Genomic DNA, 19846 nt, shown 5'->3' with positions numbered 1-19846 from the left:
CCCCGTATCCCCCGTGGGAGCACTCCCCCGTGTTTCCCCCGTTGGTCCCCCGTGGGCCCCCCGACCCCCGTGGGTCCCCCCTACCTACCGTTCCCCCGTTGCATTCCCCCCGGTACGGTCCCCCCGGACCTTCAGGCGACAAGCTCCCCGAAGGCGTCTTCCTCGTCACGGCCGAAGCTGAGGACCTCGTCCTCGCGCAGCCGGCGGAGCGACCGCCAGATGCTGGACTTCACCGTGCCGACACTGATGTCGAGGATGTCCGCGATCTCCGGGTCGGTGCGGCCCTCGTAGTAACGAAGGACCAGCATCGTCCGCTGGAGTTCGGGCAGCCGGGCCAGCGCCTGCCACAGGACGGCGCGCAGTTCGGTGCCGCGCATCGCGTCCGTGTCGCCGGGCGTCTCCGGCAGTTCCTCGGTCGGGTACTCGTTCAGCTTGCGGCGGCGCCACGCGCTGATGTGCAGGTTCGTCATGGTGCGGCGGAGGTATCCGCCGACCGCGGCCTTGTCACTGATCCGGTCCCACGCCTTGTACGTCGAGAACAGCGCGCTCTGGAGCAGGTCCTCGGCCTCGAAGCGGTCACCGGTCAGGTGGTAGGCGGTTGCGTACAGGGAGGCGCGGCGCTCCTGGACGTAGGCGGTGAACTCCGCCTCCGACAGCGAGCGACGACGCTCCCCCGAGTCCTCCCTGTACGCGGCTCCCCCGTGCGTTTCCCCCGTGAAACCGTCAACCACCGTCATGAACGCGGTGTGCTGACGCCCGGTGCCGCGAGCGCACCCCCGCCCGCTCACGGCACCGGACTTCTCGGAACCCCGGCCCCCGTTCACGTCGTGCAGACGCGTGATCACTGCGCTGGTGCTGGTGCCGTGCAGCGTGTTCATCTCGCGCCCCCCGTCGTGGACTTCCGGTGTTCTGCTCGGTGCTGCTTGCTGTGTTGCGTCCTGCTGTTCTGCCTGTGCCGAAAAGCTTGCCGGGGCACCTTCATGGCCGTGTCCGCCGACTGTCACAGACGTGTCACAGGGGCCTGTGTCGTAGGTCGCCCCCAGGCGGGCGACAGCGCGGACCCAGTCATGAGCGCTACGTGCCCGTAGCCGTACAGCTCGTACAGGTGTCGAAACACCACCCCCGCATGGGCCAGAATGAGCCCCGTGCCTTCCCTGTTGCTGATCGAGGACGACGACGCCATCCGTACGGCCCTGGAGCTCTCACTGACGCGCCAGGGGCACCGGGTGGCCACCGCTGCCACCGGCGAGGACGGTCTGAAACTGCTGCGTGAGCAGCGGCCGGACCTGATCGTGCTGGACGTGATGCTGCCCGGCATCGACGGGTTCGAGGTGTGCCGGCGCATCCGGCGCACGGACCAGCTGCCGATCATTCTGCTGACCGCGCGCAGCGACGACATCGACGTCGTGGTCGGACTGGAGTCCGGCGCCGACGACTACGTGGTCAAACCCGTCCAGGGGCGGGTCCTCGACGCCCGGATCCGTGCCGTGCTGCGGCGCGGGGAGCGCGAGTCGAACGACGCGGCGACCTACGGCAGCCTCGTCATCGACCGCGCGGCGATGACCGTGACGAAGAACGGCGAGGACCTCCAGCTCACCCCGACCGAGCTGCGCCTGCTGCTCGAACTGAGCCGCCGGCCGGGCCAGGCCCTGTCCCGCCAGCAGCTGCTGCGCCTGGTCTGGGAGCACGACTACCTGGGCGACTCCCGCCTGGTGGACGCCTGCGTCCAGCGCCTGCGCGCCAAGGTCGAGGACGTCCCGTCCTCCCCCACGCTCATCCGTACCGTCCGCGGAGTCGGCTACCGCCTGGACGCGCCTCAGTGACAGACGTGCAGGGGGGATTCCGCGGCTGGGTCGCGGCTCGCAAGGGAGTGTGGTCGAGGCTGCGTTTCACCAGCCTGCGCCTGCGACTGGTGGTCGTCTTCGGCCTCGTGGCGCTCACGGCCGCCGTGTCCGCGTCCGGGATCGCGTACTGGCTCAACCGCGAGGCGGTGCTCACCCGCACCCAGGACGCGGTGCTGCGCGACTTCGAGCAGGAGATGCAGAACCGCGCGGGGCTGCTGCCCGAGGAGCCGACGCAGGACGAACTGCAGCACACCGCCGGGCAGATGGCCAACAGCAGTCAGCGCTTCAGCGTGCTGCTCGTCGCCCAGGGCGCGGACGGCAAGCCCGCGTACGGCAACTCCGGCGGCCTGGACGGCTTCACGCTCGCGGACGTGCCCCGGTCGCTGCGCACGGCGGTGAACGAGAAGCAGCAGGTCGACTCCTCCAACAAGGCCGAGTACCACCTGTACTGGCAGCGGATAGTCGCCGACGACACCCCCTACCTGGTCGCCGGCACGAAGGTGATCGGCGGCGGCCCCACCGGTTACATGCTCAAGTCCCTGGAGCCGGAGGCCAAGGACCTCAACTCCCTCGCCTGGTCGCTGGGCATCGCCACCGGCCTCGCGCTGATCGGCTCCGCGCTGCTCGCGCAGGCCGCCGCCACGACCGTACTGAAGCCGGTCCAACGCCTCGGTGCCGCCGCCCGCCGGCTCGGCGAGGGCAAGCTGGACACCCGCCTGCGCGTCTCCGGCACGGACGAACTGGCCGATCTCTCCCGGACGTTCAACAAGGCCGCCGAGGCGCTGGAGAAACGGGTCGCCGACATGGCCGGACGGGACGATGCGTCCCGCCGCTTCGTGGCCGACATGTCCCACGAACTGCGCACCCCCCTCACCGCGATCACCGCCGTTACGGAGGTGCTGGAGGAGGAGCTGGAGATGGAGACCGGCTCCATGGACCCGATGATCGAACCGGCCGTACGCCTGGTCGTCAGCGAGACCCGCCGCCTGAACGACCTCGTCGAGAACCTCATGGAGGTCACCCGCTTCGACGCGGGCACGGCCCGCCTGGTCCTCGACCAGGTCGACCTCGCCGACCAGATCACGGCCTGCATCGACGCCCGCGCCTGGCTGGACGCGGTCGACCTGGACGCCGAGCGCGGCATCATGGCCCGCCTGGACCCGCGCCGCCTGGACGTCATCCTGGCCAACCTCATCGGCAACGCGCTCAAGCACGGCGGCTCGCCGGTCCGGGTCGCGGTCCGGGAGGCGGACGACTCGATCGTGATCGCCGTACGGGACCACGGCCCCGGCATCCCCGAGGACGTCCTCCCGCACGTCTTCGACCGCTTCTACAAGGCCAGCGCCTCCCGCCCCCGTTCCGAGGGCAGTGGCCTCGGGCTGTCCATCGCCCTGGAGAACGCTCACATCCACGGCGGCGAGATCACCGCCGCCAACTCCCCCGACGGCGGCGCGGTATTCACCCTGCGCCTCCCCCGGGACGCATCGAAACTGGCAGAGCAGGACGCCAACGAGACCGACGGCAAGGGCTCCGACGGGCCGAAGAAGGGGGACGCCTGATGAAGGTACGCGGCCCGGCGGGCGTTGGCGCCGGAGGCAGGGCGGACGTACGCCGCAGGCGCGTAGGCAGCCTCCTGGCCCTCTCCGCAGCGACCGCCGCGCTGCTGACCGGGTGCGGTATCCGTTCCACGGAGGTACCGACCAACTTCGGCCCCGCACCCTCGCGCGTGCACTGCTCGCTCTCCGAGCCGAACGTGTCGACGCAGGCCACGCGCGGGCTTTCGGTGCAGGTCTTCCTGCTGTGCGGGTCACAGCTGGTGGCCGTGGACCGAACCGTGCGGGTGACGGACGGTACGGCGGACTCGGCGCGGCGCGTGCTGGTGGCGCAGGGGCTGCTCGACGAGTTGGAGGCAACGCCGTCGGCCGCCGAGAAGGAGGCCGGCTACACCACCGACGTACGCGGCGCCATGGCCGTGAGCGGCCCGCACGCCGGCGACCCCGACGAGACCCTGCGCCTGAGCACACCACCCGACGACCTCACCTCGTACGCCCTCGCCCAGATCGTCTGCACGTTCTCGGACTCGACGGCGGCCGAGGGCGACGGCTCGGTGATCCTGGGCGGCCCGGGCGCCGAGCCATTGCGCCGCTACGAATGCACGGACGAGGTCCGCACCCGCCCCGGCAGCAACGAGCCCCCGTCGACGGAGATCACGGACAACTGACGGGGGAAGCCCCCCGGCGCGGCCCCACCACCGGAGGCCCCGTGTGGCGGACGCCTCACCCCAGTAAGCCCTCTCCCGGAACCGATCCCGCCGGGGGGCGCGTCTAGGGGGGCGTGCAGCGTCAAGGCTCCATCGGCGGCAGCGCCGCGATCCGCATCCGTGCGACGGGGGGTGTTCTCCTGGTCGCGCACCTCGCGTTCGTCGCCTGGCTCACGCTGCGCCCCCTGGACGTCCCCTGGGTGATGCCGCCCAACCTGCGGCCGTTCGCCGGGATCAGAGCCGATCTGGCGCTGGGCTGGCAGGAAGGCGCCCGGCACATCGCCGAGGGACTCGCCCTGCTAGCACCGCTGGGTGTGCTGATCCCGACGGCACACGGCAGGATCAACGCATCCCCGTTGGGCTCCCTGGTCCGGGCGGTCGCCGCCGGCGCCCTGATCTCGCTGGGCATCGAGCTGTTGCAGACCGGCGTACCCGGCCAGATCGTCGACGTCGACTCCCTGCTGCTGAACACCGTGGGTGTGGCCCTGGCGCACGCTGCGGTCGTCCCCGCGGCCCGCGCCTGGCTCCGCCGCAGGTCCGAGCGCACAGACCGGGCAGCCGTCCCCCAGGAGGAGCTCTCTCAGGGTCGGACCCCGACGATTCCCAGGGTCGGGATAGCTCCATAGAGCGACGCTTTGCCCGGTTCGTCGCCGTAGCGTGGATGTCAGATGAGGGAAGCCCTCGGGAGGCCCCACAAGGGGGCCTCCGACCGACGCTCGCGAAGGAGCCGCACCATGACCGCGCTCGCCCGACCCACCAACGGCCGCATGATCGGCGGAGTGTGCGCCGCGCTGGCACGGCGCTTCGGCACCTCCGCGACGACGATGCGCGTGATCTTCCTGATCTCCTGCCTGCTCCCCGGCCCGCAGTTCCTCCTCTACATAGCCCTCTGGATCCTGCTCCCCTCCGAGGACAAGGCGAACAAGACGCGCGAAGCCTGGTAACCGCAGAAACCGCAGAAACAGGTGCGCCCCGCCGATGTACGGCGGGGCGCACCTGCTTTTCTGCCACAGAGGGCGGAACTTACGAGGTACGAGGTACGACCTACAAGCCGCGCCCCGCCTCAGGCCGCCGTGGCCAGTCGCCGCTGTTCCAGCCGTGCCGCGCGGGTTCCGAACACCGTGATCGTCACGACGCCGAGCACCGCCAGCAGGCCGACCCCGACCGTGCCGGCCCAGCCGCCCGCGTGGAAGGCCACCGCGCCGACCGTGCTGCCCGCGCTGGAGCCGATGTAGTAGGCGGACTGGTAGAGCGCCGAGGCCTGGGCGCGGCCGTGGGTGGCCGTCTTGCTGACCGCCGAGGAGGCGGCCGCGTGGCCCGCGAAGAAGCCGCCCGTGATGAGGACCAGGCCGAGGAGGACCAGCGGGAGCGAGCCCGCCAGGGACAGCAGCAGGCCCGCTGCCGTCGTGGCGCCGGCCGCGTACAGCGCGCCTCGGCGGCCCAGGCGGCTCACCAGCCGTCCAGCCGTGGACGCGGACACCGTGCCGACCAGGTACACGAGGAAGATCGAGCCGATGATGCCCTGGGGCAGCGAGAACGGCGCCTCCGTGAGGCGGTAGCCGATGACGGTGTACACGCCGCCGAAGACGGTCATGAACAGGGCGCCGATCGCGTACAGACGGCACAGCAGCGGGTTGGAGAGGTGGCCGCGGACCGCTCGGGCGAGGACGCGAGGGCGCAGCGAGCCCGGCTTGAAGTGGCGCGGCGCCGGGAGCAGCAGCCGGAAGGCCACCGCGCACGCCACCGCGAGCACACCGATCACGCCGACCGCGATCCGCCAGCCCCACTCCTGCGCGACCCAGCCGGTGATCACCCGGCCGCTCATCCCTCCGACGCTGTTGCCCGCGACGAACAGCCCGATGGCCGTGACCAGAGCCTTCGGCCGGACCTCCTCGGCCAGATACGCCGTCGCCGACGCGGGCAGACCCGCCAGCGCCGCTCCCTGGACCGCCCGCAGCACGACCAGCGAGGTCAGGTTGGGCGCGAAGGGGACCAGCACCCCGACCGCCACCGCGACCGCCAGCGACGCCGTCATGACCGTACGGCGTCCGAACCGCTCCGACAGCGCGCTCATGGGCAGCACGAACAGCGCCAGACCGCCCGTCGCGGCCGCCACCGTCCAGCTCGCCTCGCTCGCCGCCACCCCGAACTCTCCGGAGATCAGCGGCAGCAGGGCCTGCGTGGAGTAGAGGAGTGCGAAGGTCGCGACCCCGGCGAGGAAGAGGGCGAAGCTCATCCGGCGGTAGCCGGGGCCGCCCGGGGCCATTCGGGAGTCGACGACAGGGACTGCAGGTGCGGCGCCCACGGTGGTGGACGCCCCGGTACTGGCGGGAGACATGCTTCGAAGCTACGTACGCCCCACTCATCCGTCCAATGCATGGATTCGCCATAATCGTTCCCATGGCGCATCAGTACAGTTCACAGCCTCGACTGTCACCATCCAGTGACACAGAAGACATGACGATGTTGCTCGCGCCCCGCCTCGCGTACTTCGCCGGCGTGGCCCGCACCGAGCACGTCACGCGGGCCGCCCAGGAGATGCAGGTACCGCAGTCCACGCTCTCGCGTGCCATGGTCCGCCTGGAACAGGACCTGGGCGTCGACCTGTTCGCCCGGCACGGCCGTACGGTCTCCCTCACCCCCGCCGGCCGCACCTTCCTCGCCTCGGCCGAACGCGCCCTCGCCGAGATCCGGCGCGCCGCCGACGAGGTCCGCGCCGACGCCGACCCAGCCACCGGCAAGGTCGCGTTCGGCTTCCTGCACACCATGGGTGCCGAAACGGTCCCCGGCCTCATCCACGCCTTCCGCGCCGACCATCCCGGCGTCCGCTTCAGCCTGGTCCAGAACTACGGCGAGGCCATGCTCGAACGACTCCGGACCGGCGAGCTCGACCTCTGCCTCACCTCTCCCGTCCCGGACGCCCCCGACCTGGTCGCCCGTCGCCTGGACGAACAGAAACTCCGCCTCGTCGTCCCCGCCGACCACCGCCTGGCCGCCCGCAAGCGCATCCGTCTGGCGGAGGCGGCCGACGAGATCTTCGTAACCCTGGAACCGGGCTACGGCCTGCGCCGCATCACCGACGACCTGTGCAAGGAGGCAGGCTTCAGGCCCCGCATCGCCTTCGAGGGCGAGGAGGCGGAGACACTGAGGGGTCTGGTGGCGGCGGGCCTCGGAGTCGCACTCCTGCCGCCACCCGCGGTACCTCGCCCAGGGGTCATGGAACTGACGGTCACAGCACCGCGGGCAGCACGCGAGATCGGCGTCGCCTGGATGGCCGACCGCCCGGACACGCCCCCGGTGGCCGCTTTCAAGAAGTTCCTGCTCTCAAGAAGAGGCAATCTGCTGCCAACCTGAAGGGGCACGGGGAACTGCGCGAGCAACCACACACAGCCGGCAGCCGCCGACCAGGCCCGAACCCCAACGGCGCTACCGCCGCAACGACTTACCGAACCCCGCAGCCAACGGCATCCGCAACCCCAAAGGAGGCGGAGCCGCAAACGCATCGGCGACAGGCCGGGAGAACGACCTCCCGAACAGCACCCCCATGACAAAGTCCTCGGCCAACGCGAGGACTTCATCCCGATGCTGCTGCAACCCGTGCCGATCGGAGTGCACTTCGAACCGGCACACATCCCGGTTCGCCTTCTTCGCCCGCTCCGCCAGCCGGAACGACAGCTCGGGATCGGTCCGCTCGTCGTTGGTGCCGTGGACGAACATCACCCGCCGCCCCCCGAGCTGTTTCACCGGTTCGGGTGACGCCGCCACGTCCTCCTCCGGCAGCCAAGGAGCCATGGCCAGCACGGAGTTGACGGCCTCGTGGCCCCCCGCCCGCACCGCAGCCCGCGCGCCCATGTCGATCCCGGCGAGGCACACGGGGACGTCGCCGTAGCGCCGTACGACCTCGTCGGCGGCCCACAACGCGTCGCTCACGAGGTTCGCGTCGCTGCCGTTCCACCCGCGAAAGCGGTAGCGGACGACATGCGCGGCCAGGCCCTCCTCACGCCCCGCCCGCGCCAGCCGACGCCCGAGGGTGCGCACGTAGGACGTCGCCAACAACGTCGCCGGCTTGCGATGTGAGACCTCGTCACCTCCGGGAAGCAGCAGCACCACTCCGCTCACGGCCGTCAGCTCCGGCCCGATCGCCTTGCCCAGCCGGACCCTGCGCACCGGCGTCACTTGCTGTGCCATGACAGAACAGTGTCAGAAGCACGGGTGTACGCCACCCGTCCTTGGGGTCACCGTTACGTATCGACGGATTCGTACACCCGACGGATTCGTACACCAGGGGAGAAATGCGCGACGGCGGCAGGGAAATCAGTGATGACGGAGCGATCTACGCGCGTAGGCGTTAGAGTGCGAAAATGACGAGCGAGACTGCCCCGAAGGCGAACACCCCGAGCTCGGACCAGATCCGCCGGGCGCCGAAGGTTCTGCTGCACGACCACCTCGACGGCGGGCTCCGTCCCGGCACGATCGTCGAGCTCGCCCGCGAGACGGGCTACACCCAGCTCCCCGAGACCGACCCCGACAAGCTCGGCGTGTGGTTCCACGAGGCGGCCGACTCCGGTTCCCTGGAGCGGTACCTGGAGACCTTCTCCCACACCGTCGCGGTGATGCAGACCCGCGAAGCCCTCGTCCGGGTCGCGCGCGAGTGCGCGGAGGACCTCGCCGAGGACGGGGTCGTCTACGCCGAGGTGCGGTACGCGCCCGAACAGCACCTCGAGGGCGGACTCAGCCTCGAAGAGGTCGTCGAGGCCGTCAACGAGGGCTTCCGGGAGGGCGAGCGGATCGCCCGGGAGAACGGCCACCGCATCCGCGTGGGCGCGCTGCTCACCGCCATGCGGCACGCCGCCCGTGCGCTGGAGATCGCCGAACTCGCCAACCGCTACCGCGATCTCGGTGTCGTCGGCTTCGACATCGCGGGCGCCGAGGCCGGCCATCCGCCCACCCGGCATCTCGACGCCTTCGAGTACCTCAAGCGCGAGAACAACCACTTCACCATCCACGCGGGCGAGGCCTTCGGCCTGCCGTCCATCTGGCAGGCCCTGCAGTGGTGCGGCGCCGACCGGCTGGGGCACGGGGTGCGCATCATCGACGACATCCAGGTGCAGTCCGACGGCTCCGTGAAGCTCGGCCGGCTCGCCTCGTACGTCCGGGACAAGCGCATCCCGCTGGAGCTGTGCCCCAGCTCCAACCTCCAGACGGGCGCGGCCGACTCCTACACCGCGCACCCCATCGGCCTGCTGCGGCGGCTGCACTTCCGCGCCACCGTGAACACCGACAACCGCCTGATGTCCCACACCAGCATGAGCCGGGAATTCGAGCATCTTGTCGAGGCATTCGGTTACACGCTCGATGACATGCAGTGGTTCTCCGTCAATGCGATGAAATCATCGTTCATTCCTTTCGATGAACGACTCGCGATGATCAATGACGTGATCAAGCCCGGATATGCCGAACTCAAGTCCGAATGGTTGTTCCGTCAGACCAGCCCTACCAGCGGTTCTGAGGGCGAGGAGGCCTGACCGGGAGTTCTCCGCGCACACGGAATGCGGACGCCATTCACAATCCGTCCGCATTTCGATGTTTGCGGTGGCGTGCGGGGCGTGTTTACGGTCGAGAACCGCTCACAACCCCGTAACGAATTTCGAGGACTTACCTTCATGAAGCAGTCTGCTGCCAAGACCCTCGGTGTCGCCGCTCTCGGTGCCGCCTTCGCCGCCGCCGGTGCGGGTGCCGCGAACGCCGCGCCGGTCGCCCCGGACGCCGCCGGTTCGGCGCTGGACACCGTCACCCGGACGCTCCCGGCCGAGAACCTCTCCCAGGCGGCGCCCGCCGCCGGTGCGGGTCTCGCCCAGGGCAGTGCGGGTCTCGCCCAGGGTCAGGAGGCGCTCGGCGCCGGACTGGCCGCCGCCCAGCCGGCGGCCGAGCAGGCGCTGGCTGCGGGCCCGACCGGGCTGCTCGGCGGTCTGCCGGTGGCGCAGACCCTGCCCGCCCAGGGCCTGCCCCTGAACGGTCTGCCGCTCGCCTGAGCCGCATCCCGGCATCACGCCGCTGGGGCGCACCCATGGAAACCGGGTGCGCCCCAGCGGCGTCCTGTCCACCCCTTTTGAACTGCTGCTTTGTTCGCTCCGGGGGCCATTGTCAGTGGGCTGCGGTAGCTTCCGAAGTGTTGGGCGCGATGAGGCGCACTTCGGGATACGGCCACAGGGGTGGGTGGACGATGAGCGACGGCACGGCGACTACGACAACGGACCTCGACGTCAGGCTGGAGAAACACCGCGTCGAACTGACCGGGTACTGCTACCGCATGCTCGGCTCCTCCTTCGAGGCCGAGGACGCGGTGCAGGACACGATGGTGCGCGCCTGGCGGAGTTACGACAAGTTCGAGGGGCGCTCCAGTCTCAGGTCGTGGCTGTACCGCATCGCGACGAACGTGTGCCTGGACATGCTGACGGCGGGCAACAAGCGGGCCAGGCCCATGGACCTCACGGAGTCGACCCCGCTCGCGCAGGCGGCGCTCTCGCCCCGCCCGGACAACACCTGGCTGGAGCCGATGCCGGACAACCGGGTGCTGCCCAGCACCGAGGACCCGGCGGAGGCCGCGGTCGCCAAGGAGACGGTGCGGCTCGCCTTCATGGCCGCACTGCAGCAGCTGCCGGCCAAGCAGCGCGCGGTGCTGATCCTGCGCGAGGTGCTGGCCTGGAAGGCGAGCGAGGTCGCCGAGCTGCTCGACACGACGGTCGCTTCGGTCAACAGCGCGTTGCAGCGGGCGCGCGCCACGCTCGCCGAGCAGCAGCAGCCGGGCGGCGAGGCCGCCGTCTCCGATCCGCTGGACGAGGAGCAGCAAAAGCTCCTGGAGCGGTATGTCGCGGCCTTCGAGGGCTACGACATGACGGCGCTCACGGCGCTGCTGCACGAGGACGCCATCATGACGATGCCGCCGTTCGACCTGTGGCTGACCGGCGTCAAGGACATCACGGGCTTCATGACGACGCTCGGCGCCCCCTGCGCGGGCTCGCGCCTGCTGCCGGTCCAGGTCAACGGGCTGCCGGGCTTCGCCCAGTACAAGCCGGACCCGGAGGCGGGCGGCTTCACCCCGTGGGCGGTGCAGGTGCTGGAGGTCTCAGACGGCCGGATCACCGGGTTCCACTGTTTCCTCGACACCAAGCGCTGGTTCCCGCTGTTCGGGCTCCCCCTCCATCTCGAAGCGGAGGCCCACCAGGTCGAGGAGGGCGTGTAGCGCGGGGTCGGGGTCGCGCAGCCGTATCCGGCCCCCGGCGCGCCGGGCGGCCAGCTGGAGCCGCGCCAGCAGGTCGACGGTGCCCAGTCCCGGGGGTCCGAGCCCGCCGACATCGCACACCACGACGCCCGCTCTGCCGGCCTCCAGCCGGGCCCGCACGTCGTCGCACAGCCCTGCCACCTCATCCCGGGTGACGGGGCCGGCCAGCACGAGTACAGCGGGTGTCATGGCATCCACGATCGGTAGACCGGGCGGCGACGGATAACTCATCGCGGCCGGAGGCCCCCGTCCGTCGCCCGCCGCCCGGTGTCCGTGCGCCGTGGGGTGTCCGCCTGCCGGGATCACATTGACCCGGTGCCCTCCTTCCCCGGAGGGTTGCCTGTATGCCCCACGTATCAGCACCTCCCCGAATACCCTGCGGTTTCCTTTCCGCCAAGGAGGTGCCGTGCAGGGGGTGTTGACGGGGTTCGCGGTGATCGCGGTCGTCATCGGGGTGGGCTATGCGATCGGCCGGCGCGGCTACCTCGGCGACCACGGCCGCGAGGTCCTCACCAAGCTGGCCTTCCACGTGGCGTCCCCGGCACTGCTGTTCACCACGCTCGCGCAGACCGACCTGTCGGTGATCTTCTCCAGCCGCCTCCTGGTGACCGCCCTGAGCACGGCCGCGGCGGCCGGCGTCTTCGTCGCGGTGGGTGTCGTACGGCGCTGGGGAGTGGGCCGTACGACGATCGGCGCGCTGTGCTCCAGTTACGTCAACTCCGGCAACCTCGGCATCCCGATCGCGGTGTACGTCCTGGGCGACGCCTCGCTGGTGGCTCCGGTGCTGCTGTTCCAGCTGGTCGGGGTCACCCCGATCGCCCTGACGATCCTCGACCTGTCCGGCGGGGGCGGGAAGGGCCCGCTGTGGCGCCGCCTGCTGACCCCACTGCGCAACCCGATCGCGGTCGGCTCTCTGGCGGGTGTGGCGGTGTCGGCGACGGGGCTGCGCATCCCGGCCCCCGTCCTGGACCCCCTGACCCTGATCGGCGGCATGTCGGTCCCGGCGGTCCTGCTGGCCTTCGGCATCTCCCTGTGCGGCAGCACGATGCCCGGTCGGGGGCCCGACCGGCATCCGGTCCTGCTCTCGGTCGCCCTGAAGTCCCTGGGCCAGCCCGCGGCAGCCTGGGCACTCGCGGCGGGCGTCTTCGGCCTGCGGGGCGCGCCACTGCTGGACGTGGTGGTGACGTCGGCGCTGCCCGCCGCGCAGAACCTCTATACGTATGCGTCGAGTTACGGGGTGGGCGAGCGGTTGGCGCGGGACTCGATTCTGCTGTCGACGGTGATCTCGGTGCCGGTGCTGGTGGTCGTAGCCGCACTTCTCGGCTGACCCGGGCGGGGGCCCGAAGGAGGACGAAGCACGACGGGCCGGGACCCGAAGGCCCCGGCCCGCCGCCCGCTCATGCGCCTCAGGCAATCCGCTCCAGCACCACCGGCGAAGCCGTGAAGTCCGTCCCCGCCCCCGCGATGTCGTACGAGCCCTCCACCGACTGGAGCGCGTACTCGAAGCGCTCCGGGGTGTCGGTGTGCAGCGTCAGCAGGGGCTGGCCCTCGGTGACCGTGTCGCCGGGCTTGGCATGGAGCTCGATGCCCGCGCCCGCCTGCACGGGGTCCTCCTTGCGGGCGCGTCCGGCGCCCAGGCGCCAGGCGGCCACGCCGATGTCGTAGGCGTCGAGGCGGGTCAGTACGCCGGAGGACGGGGCCTTGATGACGTGCTGCTCGCGCGCCACCGGCAGCTTCGCGTCCGGGTCGCCGCCCTGGGCCGCGATCATGCGGCGCCAGACGTCCATCGCCGAGCCGTCGGCCAGGGCCTTGGCCGGGTCTGCGTCCTTCACCCCGGCGGCGTCCAGCATCTCGCGGGCCAGGGCGATGGTCAGTTCCACGACGTCCGCCGGGCCGCCGCCCGCCAGGACCTCGACCGACTCGCGGACCTCAAGGGCGTTGCCCGCCGTGAGGCCGAGGGGCGTGGACATGTCCGTGAGGAGCGCGACCGTCTTGACGCCGTGGTCCGTGCCCAGGCCCACCATCGTGGACGCCAGCTCGCGCGCGTCCTCGATCGTCTTCATGAAGGCACCCGTGCCGACCTTCACGTCCAGGACCAGGGAGCCCGTGCCCTCCGCGATCTTCTTCGACATGATCGACGAGGCGATCAGGGGGATCGCCTCGACGGTGCCGGTGACGTCGCGCAGCGCGTACAGCTTCTTGTCCGCGGGGGCCAGGCCGTCGCCCGCCGCGCAGATCACCGCGCCGGTGCCGTCCAGCACCGACAGCATCTCCTCGTTCGAGAGGAGGGCGCGCCAGCCCGGGATCGACTCCAGCTTGTCCAGCGTGCCGCCCGTGTGGCCGAGGCCCCGGCCGGAGAGCTGGGGGACGGCCGCGCCGCAGGCCGCGACCAGGGGAGCCAGCGGCAGCGTGATCTTGTCGCCCACGCCGCCCGTCGAGTGCTTGTCGGCCGTCGGGCGCGACAGCGACGAGAAGTCCATGCGCTCGCCGGAGGCGATCATCGCCGCCGTCCAGCGGGCGATCTCGCGGCGGTTCATGCCGTTGATCAGGATCGCCATGGCGAGCGCGGACATCTGCTCGTCGGCGACCTCCCCGCGGGTGTACGCGTCGATGACCCAGTCGATCTGCTCGTCGCTGAGCTCACCGCGGTCCCGCTTGGTGCGGATGACAGAGATTGCGTCCATGGCCATGACTTTCCTTCCGGCCGAACTTTCGGAAACGGTACGGCCCCTCCGAGCGGCTCATGGGAGCAACTCGGAAGGGCCGCACGGGAGTTACTTTCTGAGGTGACCCGGCCCGAAGGCCTGCGGCAGCATCTCCGACAGCGGCAGGATGCCCGCCGGGGTCTCCAGCAGGAGCTCCGGGCCGCCGAACTCGTGGAGCAGCTGGCGGCAGCGGCCGCAGGGGACGAGGATGTCGCCCTCGCCGTCGACGCAGGTGAAGTGCGTCAGGCGGCCGCCACCGGTGTTCTGCAGCTCCGATACCAGTCCGCACTCGGCGCACAGGCCGACGCCGTACGACGCGTTCTCGACGTTGCAGCCGGTGACCGTACGGCCGTCGTCGACGAGAGCCGCGACGCCGACCGGGTAGCCGGAGTACGGGGCGTAGGCGCGGGACATGGCGTCCCGGGCCGCCGCGCGGAGCTTGTCCCAGTCGACGTCGTGGGAGGCGGCCGGGGTCACTTGCCCTGGCCCTTCTTGTACGGCAGGCCGTCCGCCTTCGGCATCCGCAGGCGTTGCGCGGACAGCGTGAGGACGACGAGCGTGACGACGTACGGCGTGGCGGAGACGACCTGGTTCGGGACCTCGTTGGTGGTGGCGTACCAGGTGTAGACCAGGGCGCCGACCACCGCGGTGATCATCGACGGGGCGTACTTCTTGCGGATCACCAGCCAGATGGCACCGATGATCAGCAGGAGCGCGCCGAGCAGCAGCAGGGCGTGCACGTTCGTGGAGCCGCCGCGCAGGTTGAGGCTGTCGGTGTAGCCGAACAGGCCGGCGCCGAGGGCGAGGCCGCCCGGCATCCAGTTACCGAAGATCATCGCGGCGAGGCCGATGTAACCGCGGCCGCTGACCTGGCCCTCCAGATAGAAGGGGTTGGCGACGATGGAGAGGAAGACGCCACCGAGGCCGGCCAGGCCGCCGGAGATGATCACGGCGATGTACTTGTACTTGTAGACGTTCACGCCGAGGGACTCGGCCGCGACCGGGTTCTCACCGCAGGAACGCAGGCGAAGACCGAAGGCGGTGCGCCACAGGATCCACCAGGTGCCGGGGATCAGAGCGATGGCGATCAGGGTCAGCCAGGAGACGTTGGTGACCAGACCGCCGAGCAGGCCGGCGATGTCGGAGATGAAGAACCAGCCCTGGTTGTTCAGGTCCCGCAGCCCGTCGGACAGGCCGGGCACCGTGAAGTGGCCGAGGGAGTCGACCGCCGGGGACTGCTTGGCGGAGCCGCCCGCGTGGCCCTCGAAGGCGAGGGGCGCGAGGTAGCGGGTGATGCCGAGGGCGAGGATGTTGATCGCCACACCGGAGACGATGTGGTTGACCCGGAAGGTGACGGTGGCGATGGCGTGCAGGATGCCGCCGATGCAGCCGCCGATGATGCCGACGACGACACCGGTCCACGGGCCCCACTGGAAGCCGGCCCAGGCGCCGAACCAGGTGCCGAGGATCATCATGCCCTCGAGGCCGATGTTGACGACGCCCGCCCGCTCGGCCCACAGACCACCCAGACCGGCGAGGCCGATCGGCACGGCGAGCTGGAGCGCGGTGGACATCTGGCTGACGTTGGTGATGCCGTCGGCGCCGGTGATGAGGCGGACGATCGAGGTCAGCGCAAGGGCTCCGGCGATGGCCAGGAGCAGGACGGGCCACGAGAGGCGGCGGCCGGTCGGTGCCGCGGGCTGCAGCGTGGGCTGGTTGACGTCGGTCGCCGAGGTCGGGGCGGTCATCGGCCAGCCACCTCCTTCGTGGTGTTGTTGTCGGCGCCGAGGACGTGACCGGCGGCGAGTTCGGCGCCGACCTGGCGCTGCTGGCGGCGCAGGCCCCACTCACGGACGGCCTCGTAGGAGACGACGACCGAGAGCACGATCAGGCCCTGCATGATGACCGCGATCTCCTTGTCGTAGCCGTGGAAGTCGAGTTCTGGCGACGCCTTGTCGAGCCAGGCCCACAGCAGGGCGGCGAACGCGATGCCGACGGGGCTGTTACGGCCGAGCAGGGCGATGCCGATGCCGAGGAAGCCGATGCCGGTGGGGAAGTTCAGGCTGTAGGTGTGGCTGTCGCCGAGCAGGATCGGCAGGCCGGCGAGGCCCGCGAGACCGCCGGAGAGCAGCATGGCGGTGAGCACCATGCGCTTGGGGTCGACACCACTGGCCGCGGCGGCGGTCTGCGAGGCGCCGGAGGCGCGCAGGTCGAAACCGAAGCGGGTGCGGTTGAGGACGACCCAGTAGGCGATGCCGAGCAGGATGGCGAGGAAGACCAGGCCGTAGATCTCGCCGGCGTCGCCCATGTTGATGCCGGGGACCCAGCCGGACTCGTGCATCTCGCCGGTGGTGTTGTTGTTGCCCACCTTCACGCCGAAGACGTTCGGCAGCCACAGGTAGGCGATGACCGACGTGGCGATCGCGTTGAGCATGATCGTCGCGACGACCTCGCTGACACCGCGGGTGACCTTGAGGACACCGGCGATTCCGGACCAGAAGGCGCCGGTGCAGACGGCGGTGAGGAGCAGCAGCGGGATCTGCAGGGCGGCCGGCAGGTTCGCGTGGGCGCCTACGACCGCGGCCATCATGGCGGCGAGCTGGTACTGGCCGTCGACGCCGATGTTGAACAGGTTCATGCGGAAGCCGATGGCCACCGCGAGGGCCGCGATGTAGTACATCGAGGCCTGGTTGATGATCAGGACCTGGATGTCCGAGAAGCCGAGCTGCTCGAACATCAGGGTGTACGGCTCGACCGGGCTCTTGCCTGAGGCGACCAGCACGATCGCGCTGAGCACGAAGGCCACGGCGAGCGCGATGACCGGGCCGGCCACCGCGAGGAGCACGCGCTCCTTGTCGAACTTCTTCATCAGCGGGCCTCGTCTTCGCCGGACTCGGGAGACTTGCGGATCTCGGGGGTGTCTGCCGGGGTCTCGGGGGTCTCGTCGTGTTCCAGGTGACCGGTCGCGGCGCCGGTCATCGCCGAACCGAGCTCCTCCGGGGTGATGGTGGCCGGGTCGGCGTCGGCGACCAGCTTGCCGTTGTAGATCACGCGGAGGGTGTCGGACAGGCCGATGAGCTCGTCCAGGTCGGCGGAGATCAGCAGTACGGCCAGGCCCTCGCGGCGGGCCTCGCGGATGTGGTCCCAGATCGCGGCCTGCGCACCGACGTCCACACCACGGGTGGGGTGCGCGGCGATCAGGAAGCGCGGCTTGTGGCTCATCTCGCGGCCGACGATCAGCTTCTGCTGGTTGCCGCCGGACAGGGACGCGGCGGTGACGTCGATGCCGGGGGTACGGACGTCGTACTCCGTCACGATCCGCCTGGTGTCCTCCTGGGCCGCCTTCGGGTCCAGCCAGACGCCCTTGGCGAGGGGCTTCTCGGTGACGTGGCCGAGGATGCGGTTCTCCCAGAGGGGGGCCTCCAGGAGCAGACCATGGCGGTGGCGGTCCTCGGGGATGTACCCGATGCCCTGCTCGCGGCGCTTGCGGGTGGCCCAGCCGGTGATCTCCTCGTCGATGAGGGTGATCGTGCCGGAGTCGGCGCCCTTGAGGCCGATGAGCGCGTCGACCAGCTCGGTCTGGCCGTTGCCCTCGACGCCGGCGATGCCCAGGACCTCGCCCGCGTGGATGGTGAAGGTGATGTCGTCCAGCAGGGCCTTGCCGCCCGCCGTCTCCAGGCGCAGCTTGTCGACGGTGATGACCGGGCGGTCGGTGACCGTGGACTCGGCGGTCTCCGGCGTCGGCAGCTCGCTGCCGACCATCATCTCGGCCAGCTGCTTCGGAGTGGTCTCGGCGGGCACGGCAGTACCGACCGTCGTGCCGCGGCGGATGACGGTGATCTCGTCGGCGACGGAGAGGACCTCGCCGAGCTTGTGGGAGATGAAGATGACCGACAGGCCCTCGGACTTCAGCTCGCGCAGGTTGTCGAAGAGCGCGTCGACCTCCTGCGGCACCAGGACGGCCGTGGGCTCGTCGAGGATCAGCGTGGTGGCGCCGCGGTAGAGGACCTTGAGGATCTCCACGCGCTGGCGGGCGGCGACACCGAGCTCCTCGACGAGGCGGTCGGGCTCCACGCCGAGGCCGTAGCGCTCGGAGATCTCCTTGATCTTGCGGCGGGCCTTGGCGCCGATGCCGTGGAGCTTCTCGCTGCCCAGCACGACGTTCTCGAGGACGGTGAGGTTGTCGGCGAGCATGAAGTGCTGGTGCACCATGCCGATGCCGCGGACGATGGCGTCGGCCGGCGACGAGAAGGTGACCTGCCGGCCGTCGATGGCGATGGTGCCCTCGTCCGGCTTCTGCATGCCGTACAGGATCTTCATCAGCGTCGACTTGCCGGCGCCGTTCTCGCCGACGAGGGCGTGGACGGTGCCCTTGCGGACGGTGAGGTGGATGTCGTGGTTGGCCACGACGCCCGGGAAACGCTTGGTGATCCCGGCGAGCTCGACGGCGGTCACCTGACCGTTGACCGCCGCTCCGGCCGGAGGGCTGCTGGACGCGTTGATGGCGCACTCTCCTGGGGACGGGGGTCGTCTACGCGCGTAGCGCCCCTATGGCCTGAAAGGGGCCGACGCACCGCGAACAACGGGGTACGGGGAAAGCCCTTGGAAAGCCTCCCCGTACCCCGTTGAGCGGACGTAACCCCGGGGTTACCGCTGCTCAGGGTGTTGCTGCAATCAGCTGGACTTGACCTTGATCTCGCCGCTGATGATCTTCTCCTTGGCCGTCTTGATGGCGTCCTGCAGCTCGGTGTTGTCCGCGAACTTCGGGTTGGAGTTCGACAGGCTCACCTCGCCGGTCTTCAGATCGCCACGAACGATACCGGTCTCGGGCTTGCCGTCCTCGACCGACTTCGCCAGGTTGTGCACCGCCTTGGCGACGTCCTTCATCGCCGAGGTCAGGATCGAGTCCTTGTACTTGGCGAGGGCTTCCTGCTTGTACTGGTCGGAGTCGACACCGATCGCCCACACCTTGTTGGCGGCGGCGGCCTCGATGACGCCCTGACCGGACAGACCGGCGGCCGCGTAGACGACGTCGGCCTTCTTCTCGATCTGGCCCTCGGCGGCCGACTTGCCCTTGTCGGGGCTGGAGAAGCCACCCTCCTCCGCGGTCTGCGTGAGGTACTGGGTCAGGACCTTGGCCTGCGGGTTGGTGTCCTTGACGCCCTGCTCGAAGCCGGCCTGGAACTTGTGGATGAGCGGGATGTCCACACCGCCCACGAAGCCGACCGTGTTCGTCTTGGTGCTCTTGGCCGCGGCGACGCCCGCCAGGTACGAAGCCTCCTCCTCGGAGAAGACCAGGTCGGCGACGTTCTTCGACTCGACGGTGGAGTCGTCCACGATGCCGAAGGTGGTGTCGGGGAACTTCTCCGCGGCGCCCTTGACGGCGGCCGCGTAGGCGTAGCCGACACCGATGACCGGGTTGTAGCCCTGCCTGGCCAGCGACGCCAGTCGCTGCTCCTTGTCGGCGTTCGTCTCACCCTCGGTGGGCTCGATGTCGGCCGTGTCATAGCCGAATTCCTTCTTCGCCTGCTCCAGGCCCGCGTACGCGGCGTCGTTGAAGGACTGGTCGCCCTTGCCGCCGACGTCGTACGCGATGGCGAGGCCCTTGTCGCCGCCCTTCGACTCCGACGAGGCCTCGGTGGAGGTGCCGCCGCAGGCGGAGAGCGCGAGGGCCAGGGAGGCGGTCGCTGCGCCTGCGACCGTGATCCGGGAAATCCGGCGCATGTGTGGGTGCTCCTTAGTACAAGCGCCGGAC

20 protein-coding genes are annotated in these 19846 nt (G+C 70.2%); 10 read left to right on the top strand and 10 right to left on the bottom strand.

Annotated features, from left to right (window positions below; translation table 11 throughout):
• Positions 1-131: 131 nt before the first annotated feature.
• Positions 132-878, bottom strand: a complete 747-nt coding sequence (locus tag AB5J55_RS26625; protein ID WP_369273049.1) for a SigE family RNA polymerase sigma factor — start codon at positions 876-878, stop codon at positions 132-134.
• Between the two features lie 267 nt (positions 879-1145).
• Here AB5J55_RS26625 and afsQ1 point away from each other — a divergent pair, with 267 nt between their 5' ends.
• From afsQ1 to AB5J55_RS26600, 5 genes are all read left to right on the top strand, one after another.
• On the top strand, positions 1146-1823 hold the full coding sequence (afsQ1, locus tag AB5J55_RS26620; protein ID WP_031477770.1) for a two-component system response regulator AfsQ1: 678 nt from the start codon (positions 1146-1148) through the stop codon (positions 1821-1823).
• Positions 1820-3403 (top strand): ATP-binding protein, encoded by a 1584-nt coding sequence (locus AB5J55_RS26615; RefSeq protein WP_369273048.1) that lies wholly within the window; start codon positions 1820-1822, stop codon positions 3401-3403. Before afsQ1 ends, AB5J55_RS26615 begins: the two co-directional genes overlap by 4 nt.
• Positions 3403-4065 (top strand): hypothetical protein, encoded by a 663-nt coding sequence (locus AB5J55_RS26610; RefSeq protein ID WP_369273047.1) that lies wholly within the window; start codon positions 3403-3405, stop codon positions 4063-4065. The genes AB5J55_RS26615 and AB5J55_RS26610 overlap by 1 nt, the downstream gene beginning before the upstream one ends.
• Before the next feature lie 113 nt (positions 4066-4178).
• Positions 4179-4730 (top strand): VanZ family protein, encoded by a 552-nt coding sequence (locus AB5J55_RS26605; RefSeq protein ID WP_369273046.1) that lies wholly within the window; start codon positions 4179-4181, stop codon positions 4728-4730.
• Positions 4731-4838: 108 nt separating this feature from the next.
• Positions 4839-5048 carry a PspC domain-containing protein gene (locus AB5J55_RS26600; RefSeq protein WP_369273045.1) on the top strand — a complete coding sequence of 70 codons (210 nt, stop codon included), beginning with the start codon at positions 4839-4841 and terminating at the stop codon, positions 5046-5048.
• 119 nt (positions 5049-5167) lie between these two features.
• Here the strand turns inward: AB5J55_RS26600 and AB5J55_RS26595 are convergent, their stop codons facing one another.
• Positions 5168-6442, bottom strand: a complete 1275-nt coding sequence (locus AB5J55_RS26595; protein ID WP_369273044.1) for an MFS transporter — start codon at positions 6440-6442, stop codon at positions 5168-5170.
• Positions 6443-6504: 62 nt separating this feature from the next.
• On the opposite strand from AB5J55_RS26595, the gene AB5J55_RS26590 reads away from it, so the two are divergent.
• Entirely contained in the window at positions 6505-7458 is a 954-nt protein-coding gene (locus tag AB5J55_RS26590; RefSeq protein ID WP_369273043.1) for a LysR substrate-binding domain-containing protein, read from the top strand.
• Positions 7459-7530: 72 nt separating this feature from the next.
• Here AB5J55_RS26590 and AB5J55_RS26585 read toward each other — a convergent pair whose 3' ends face one another.
• On the bottom strand, positions 7531-8292 hold the full coding sequence (locus AB5J55_RS26585; protein WP_369273042.1) for an alpha/beta hydrolase: 762 nt from the start codon (positions 8290-8292) through the stop codon (positions 7531-7533).
• 173 nt (positions 8293-8465) lie between these two features.
• Between AB5J55_RS26585 and AB5J55_RS26580 the strand changes: the two genes are divergently transcribed.
• From AB5J55_RS26580 to AB5J55_RS26570, 3 genes are all read left to right on the top strand, one after another.
• Positions 8466-9629 (top strand): adenosine deaminase, encoded by a 1164-nt coding sequence (locus AB5J55_RS26580; protein ID WP_369273041.1) that lies wholly within the window; start codon positions 8466-8468, stop codon positions 9627-9629.
• A gap of 138 nt (positions 9630-9767) precedes the next feature.
• Positions 9768-10136, top strand: coding sequence for an ATP-binding protein (locus tag AB5J55_RS26575; protein WP_369273040.1), 369 nt, complete (start codon positions 9768-9770; stop codon positions 10134-10136).
• A 191-nt stretch (positions 10137-10327) separates the two neighbouring features.
• Positions 10328-11347 carry a sigma-70 family RNA polymerase sigma factor gene (locus AB5J55_RS26570; protein ID WP_369273039.1) on the top strand — a complete coding sequence of 340 codons (1020 nt, stop codon included), beginning with the start codon at positions 10328-10330 and terminating at the stop codon, positions 11345-11347.
• On the opposite strand, the gene AB5J55_RS26565 is transcribed toward AB5J55_RS26570, so the two are convergent.
• Entirely contained in the window at positions 11231-11575 is a 345-nt protein-coding gene (locus AB5J55_RS26565; protein ID WP_369273038.1) for an STAS domain-containing protein, read from the bottom strand. The genes AB5J55_RS26570 and AB5J55_RS26565 overlap by 117 nt on opposite strands.
• A 217-nt stretch (positions 11576-11792) precedes the next feature.
• On the opposite strand from AB5J55_RS26565, the gene AB5J55_RS26560 reads away from it, so the two are divergent.
• On the top strand, positions 11793-12713 hold the full coding sequence (locus AB5J55_RS26560) for an AEC family transporter (RefSeq protein ID WP_369273037.1): 921 nt from the start codon (positions 11793-11795) through the stop codon (positions 12711-12713).
• A gap of 79 nt (positions 12714-12792) precedes the next feature.
• On the opposite strand, the gene AB5J55_RS26555 is transcribed toward AB5J55_RS26560, so the two are convergent.
• The 6 genes from AB5J55_RS26555 to AB5J55_RS26530 form a co-directional block, all read right to left on the bottom strand.
• Positions 12793-14070: a thymidine phosphorylase gene (locus AB5J55_RS26555; RefSeq protein WP_328879700.1), complete on the bottom strand. Its 1278-nt coding sequence runs from the start codon at positions 14068-14070 to the stop codon at positions 12793-12795.
• Between the two features lie 90 nt (positions 14071-14160).
• Positions 14161-14568, bottom strand: coding sequence for a cytidine deaminase (locus AB5J55_RS26550; protein ID WP_369273036.1), 408 nt, complete (start codon positions 14566-14568; stop codon positions 14161-14163).
• Positions 14565-15839 carry an ABC transporter permease gene (locus AB5J55_RS26545; RefSeq protein WP_369273035.1) on the bottom strand — a complete coding sequence of 425 codons (1275 nt, stop codon included), beginning with the start codon at positions 15837-15839 and terminating at the stop codon, positions 14565-14567. Before AB5J55_RS26545 ends, AB5J55_RS26550 begins: the two co-directional genes overlap by 4 nt.
• Complete coding sequence (locus tag AB5J55_RS26540; protein WP_369273034.1) at positions 15836-16960, bottom strand: ABC transporter permease; 1125 nt, start codon at positions 16958-16960, stop codon at positions 15836-15838. Before AB5J55_RS26540 ends, AB5J55_RS26545 begins: the two co-directional genes overlap by 4 nt.
• Positions 16960-18546, bottom strand: coding sequence for an ABC transporter ATP-binding protein (locus tag AB5J55_RS26535; RefSeq protein ID WP_369273033.1), 1587 nt, complete (start codon positions 18544-18546; stop codon positions 16960-16962). Before AB5J55_RS26535 ends, AB5J55_RS26540 begins: the two co-directional genes overlap by 1 nt.
• Before the next feature lie 219 nt (positions 18547-18765).
• Positions 18766-19815 carry a BMP family protein gene (locus AB5J55_RS26530; protein ID WP_369273032.1) on the bottom strand — a complete coding sequence of 350 codons (1050 nt, stop codon included), beginning with the start codon at positions 19813-19815 and terminating at the stop codon, positions 18766-18768.
• Positions 19816-19846: the final 31 nt, after the last annotated feature.

It is taken from the genome of Streptomyces sp. R11 (assembly GCF_041051905.1).
Lineage (GTDB): Bacteria > Actinomycetota > Actinomycetes > Streptomycetales > Streptomycetaceae > Streptomyces.
Note: the sequence above shows the minus strand (reverse complement) of the source record. Positions and strands in the feature narration are given on the sequence as shown.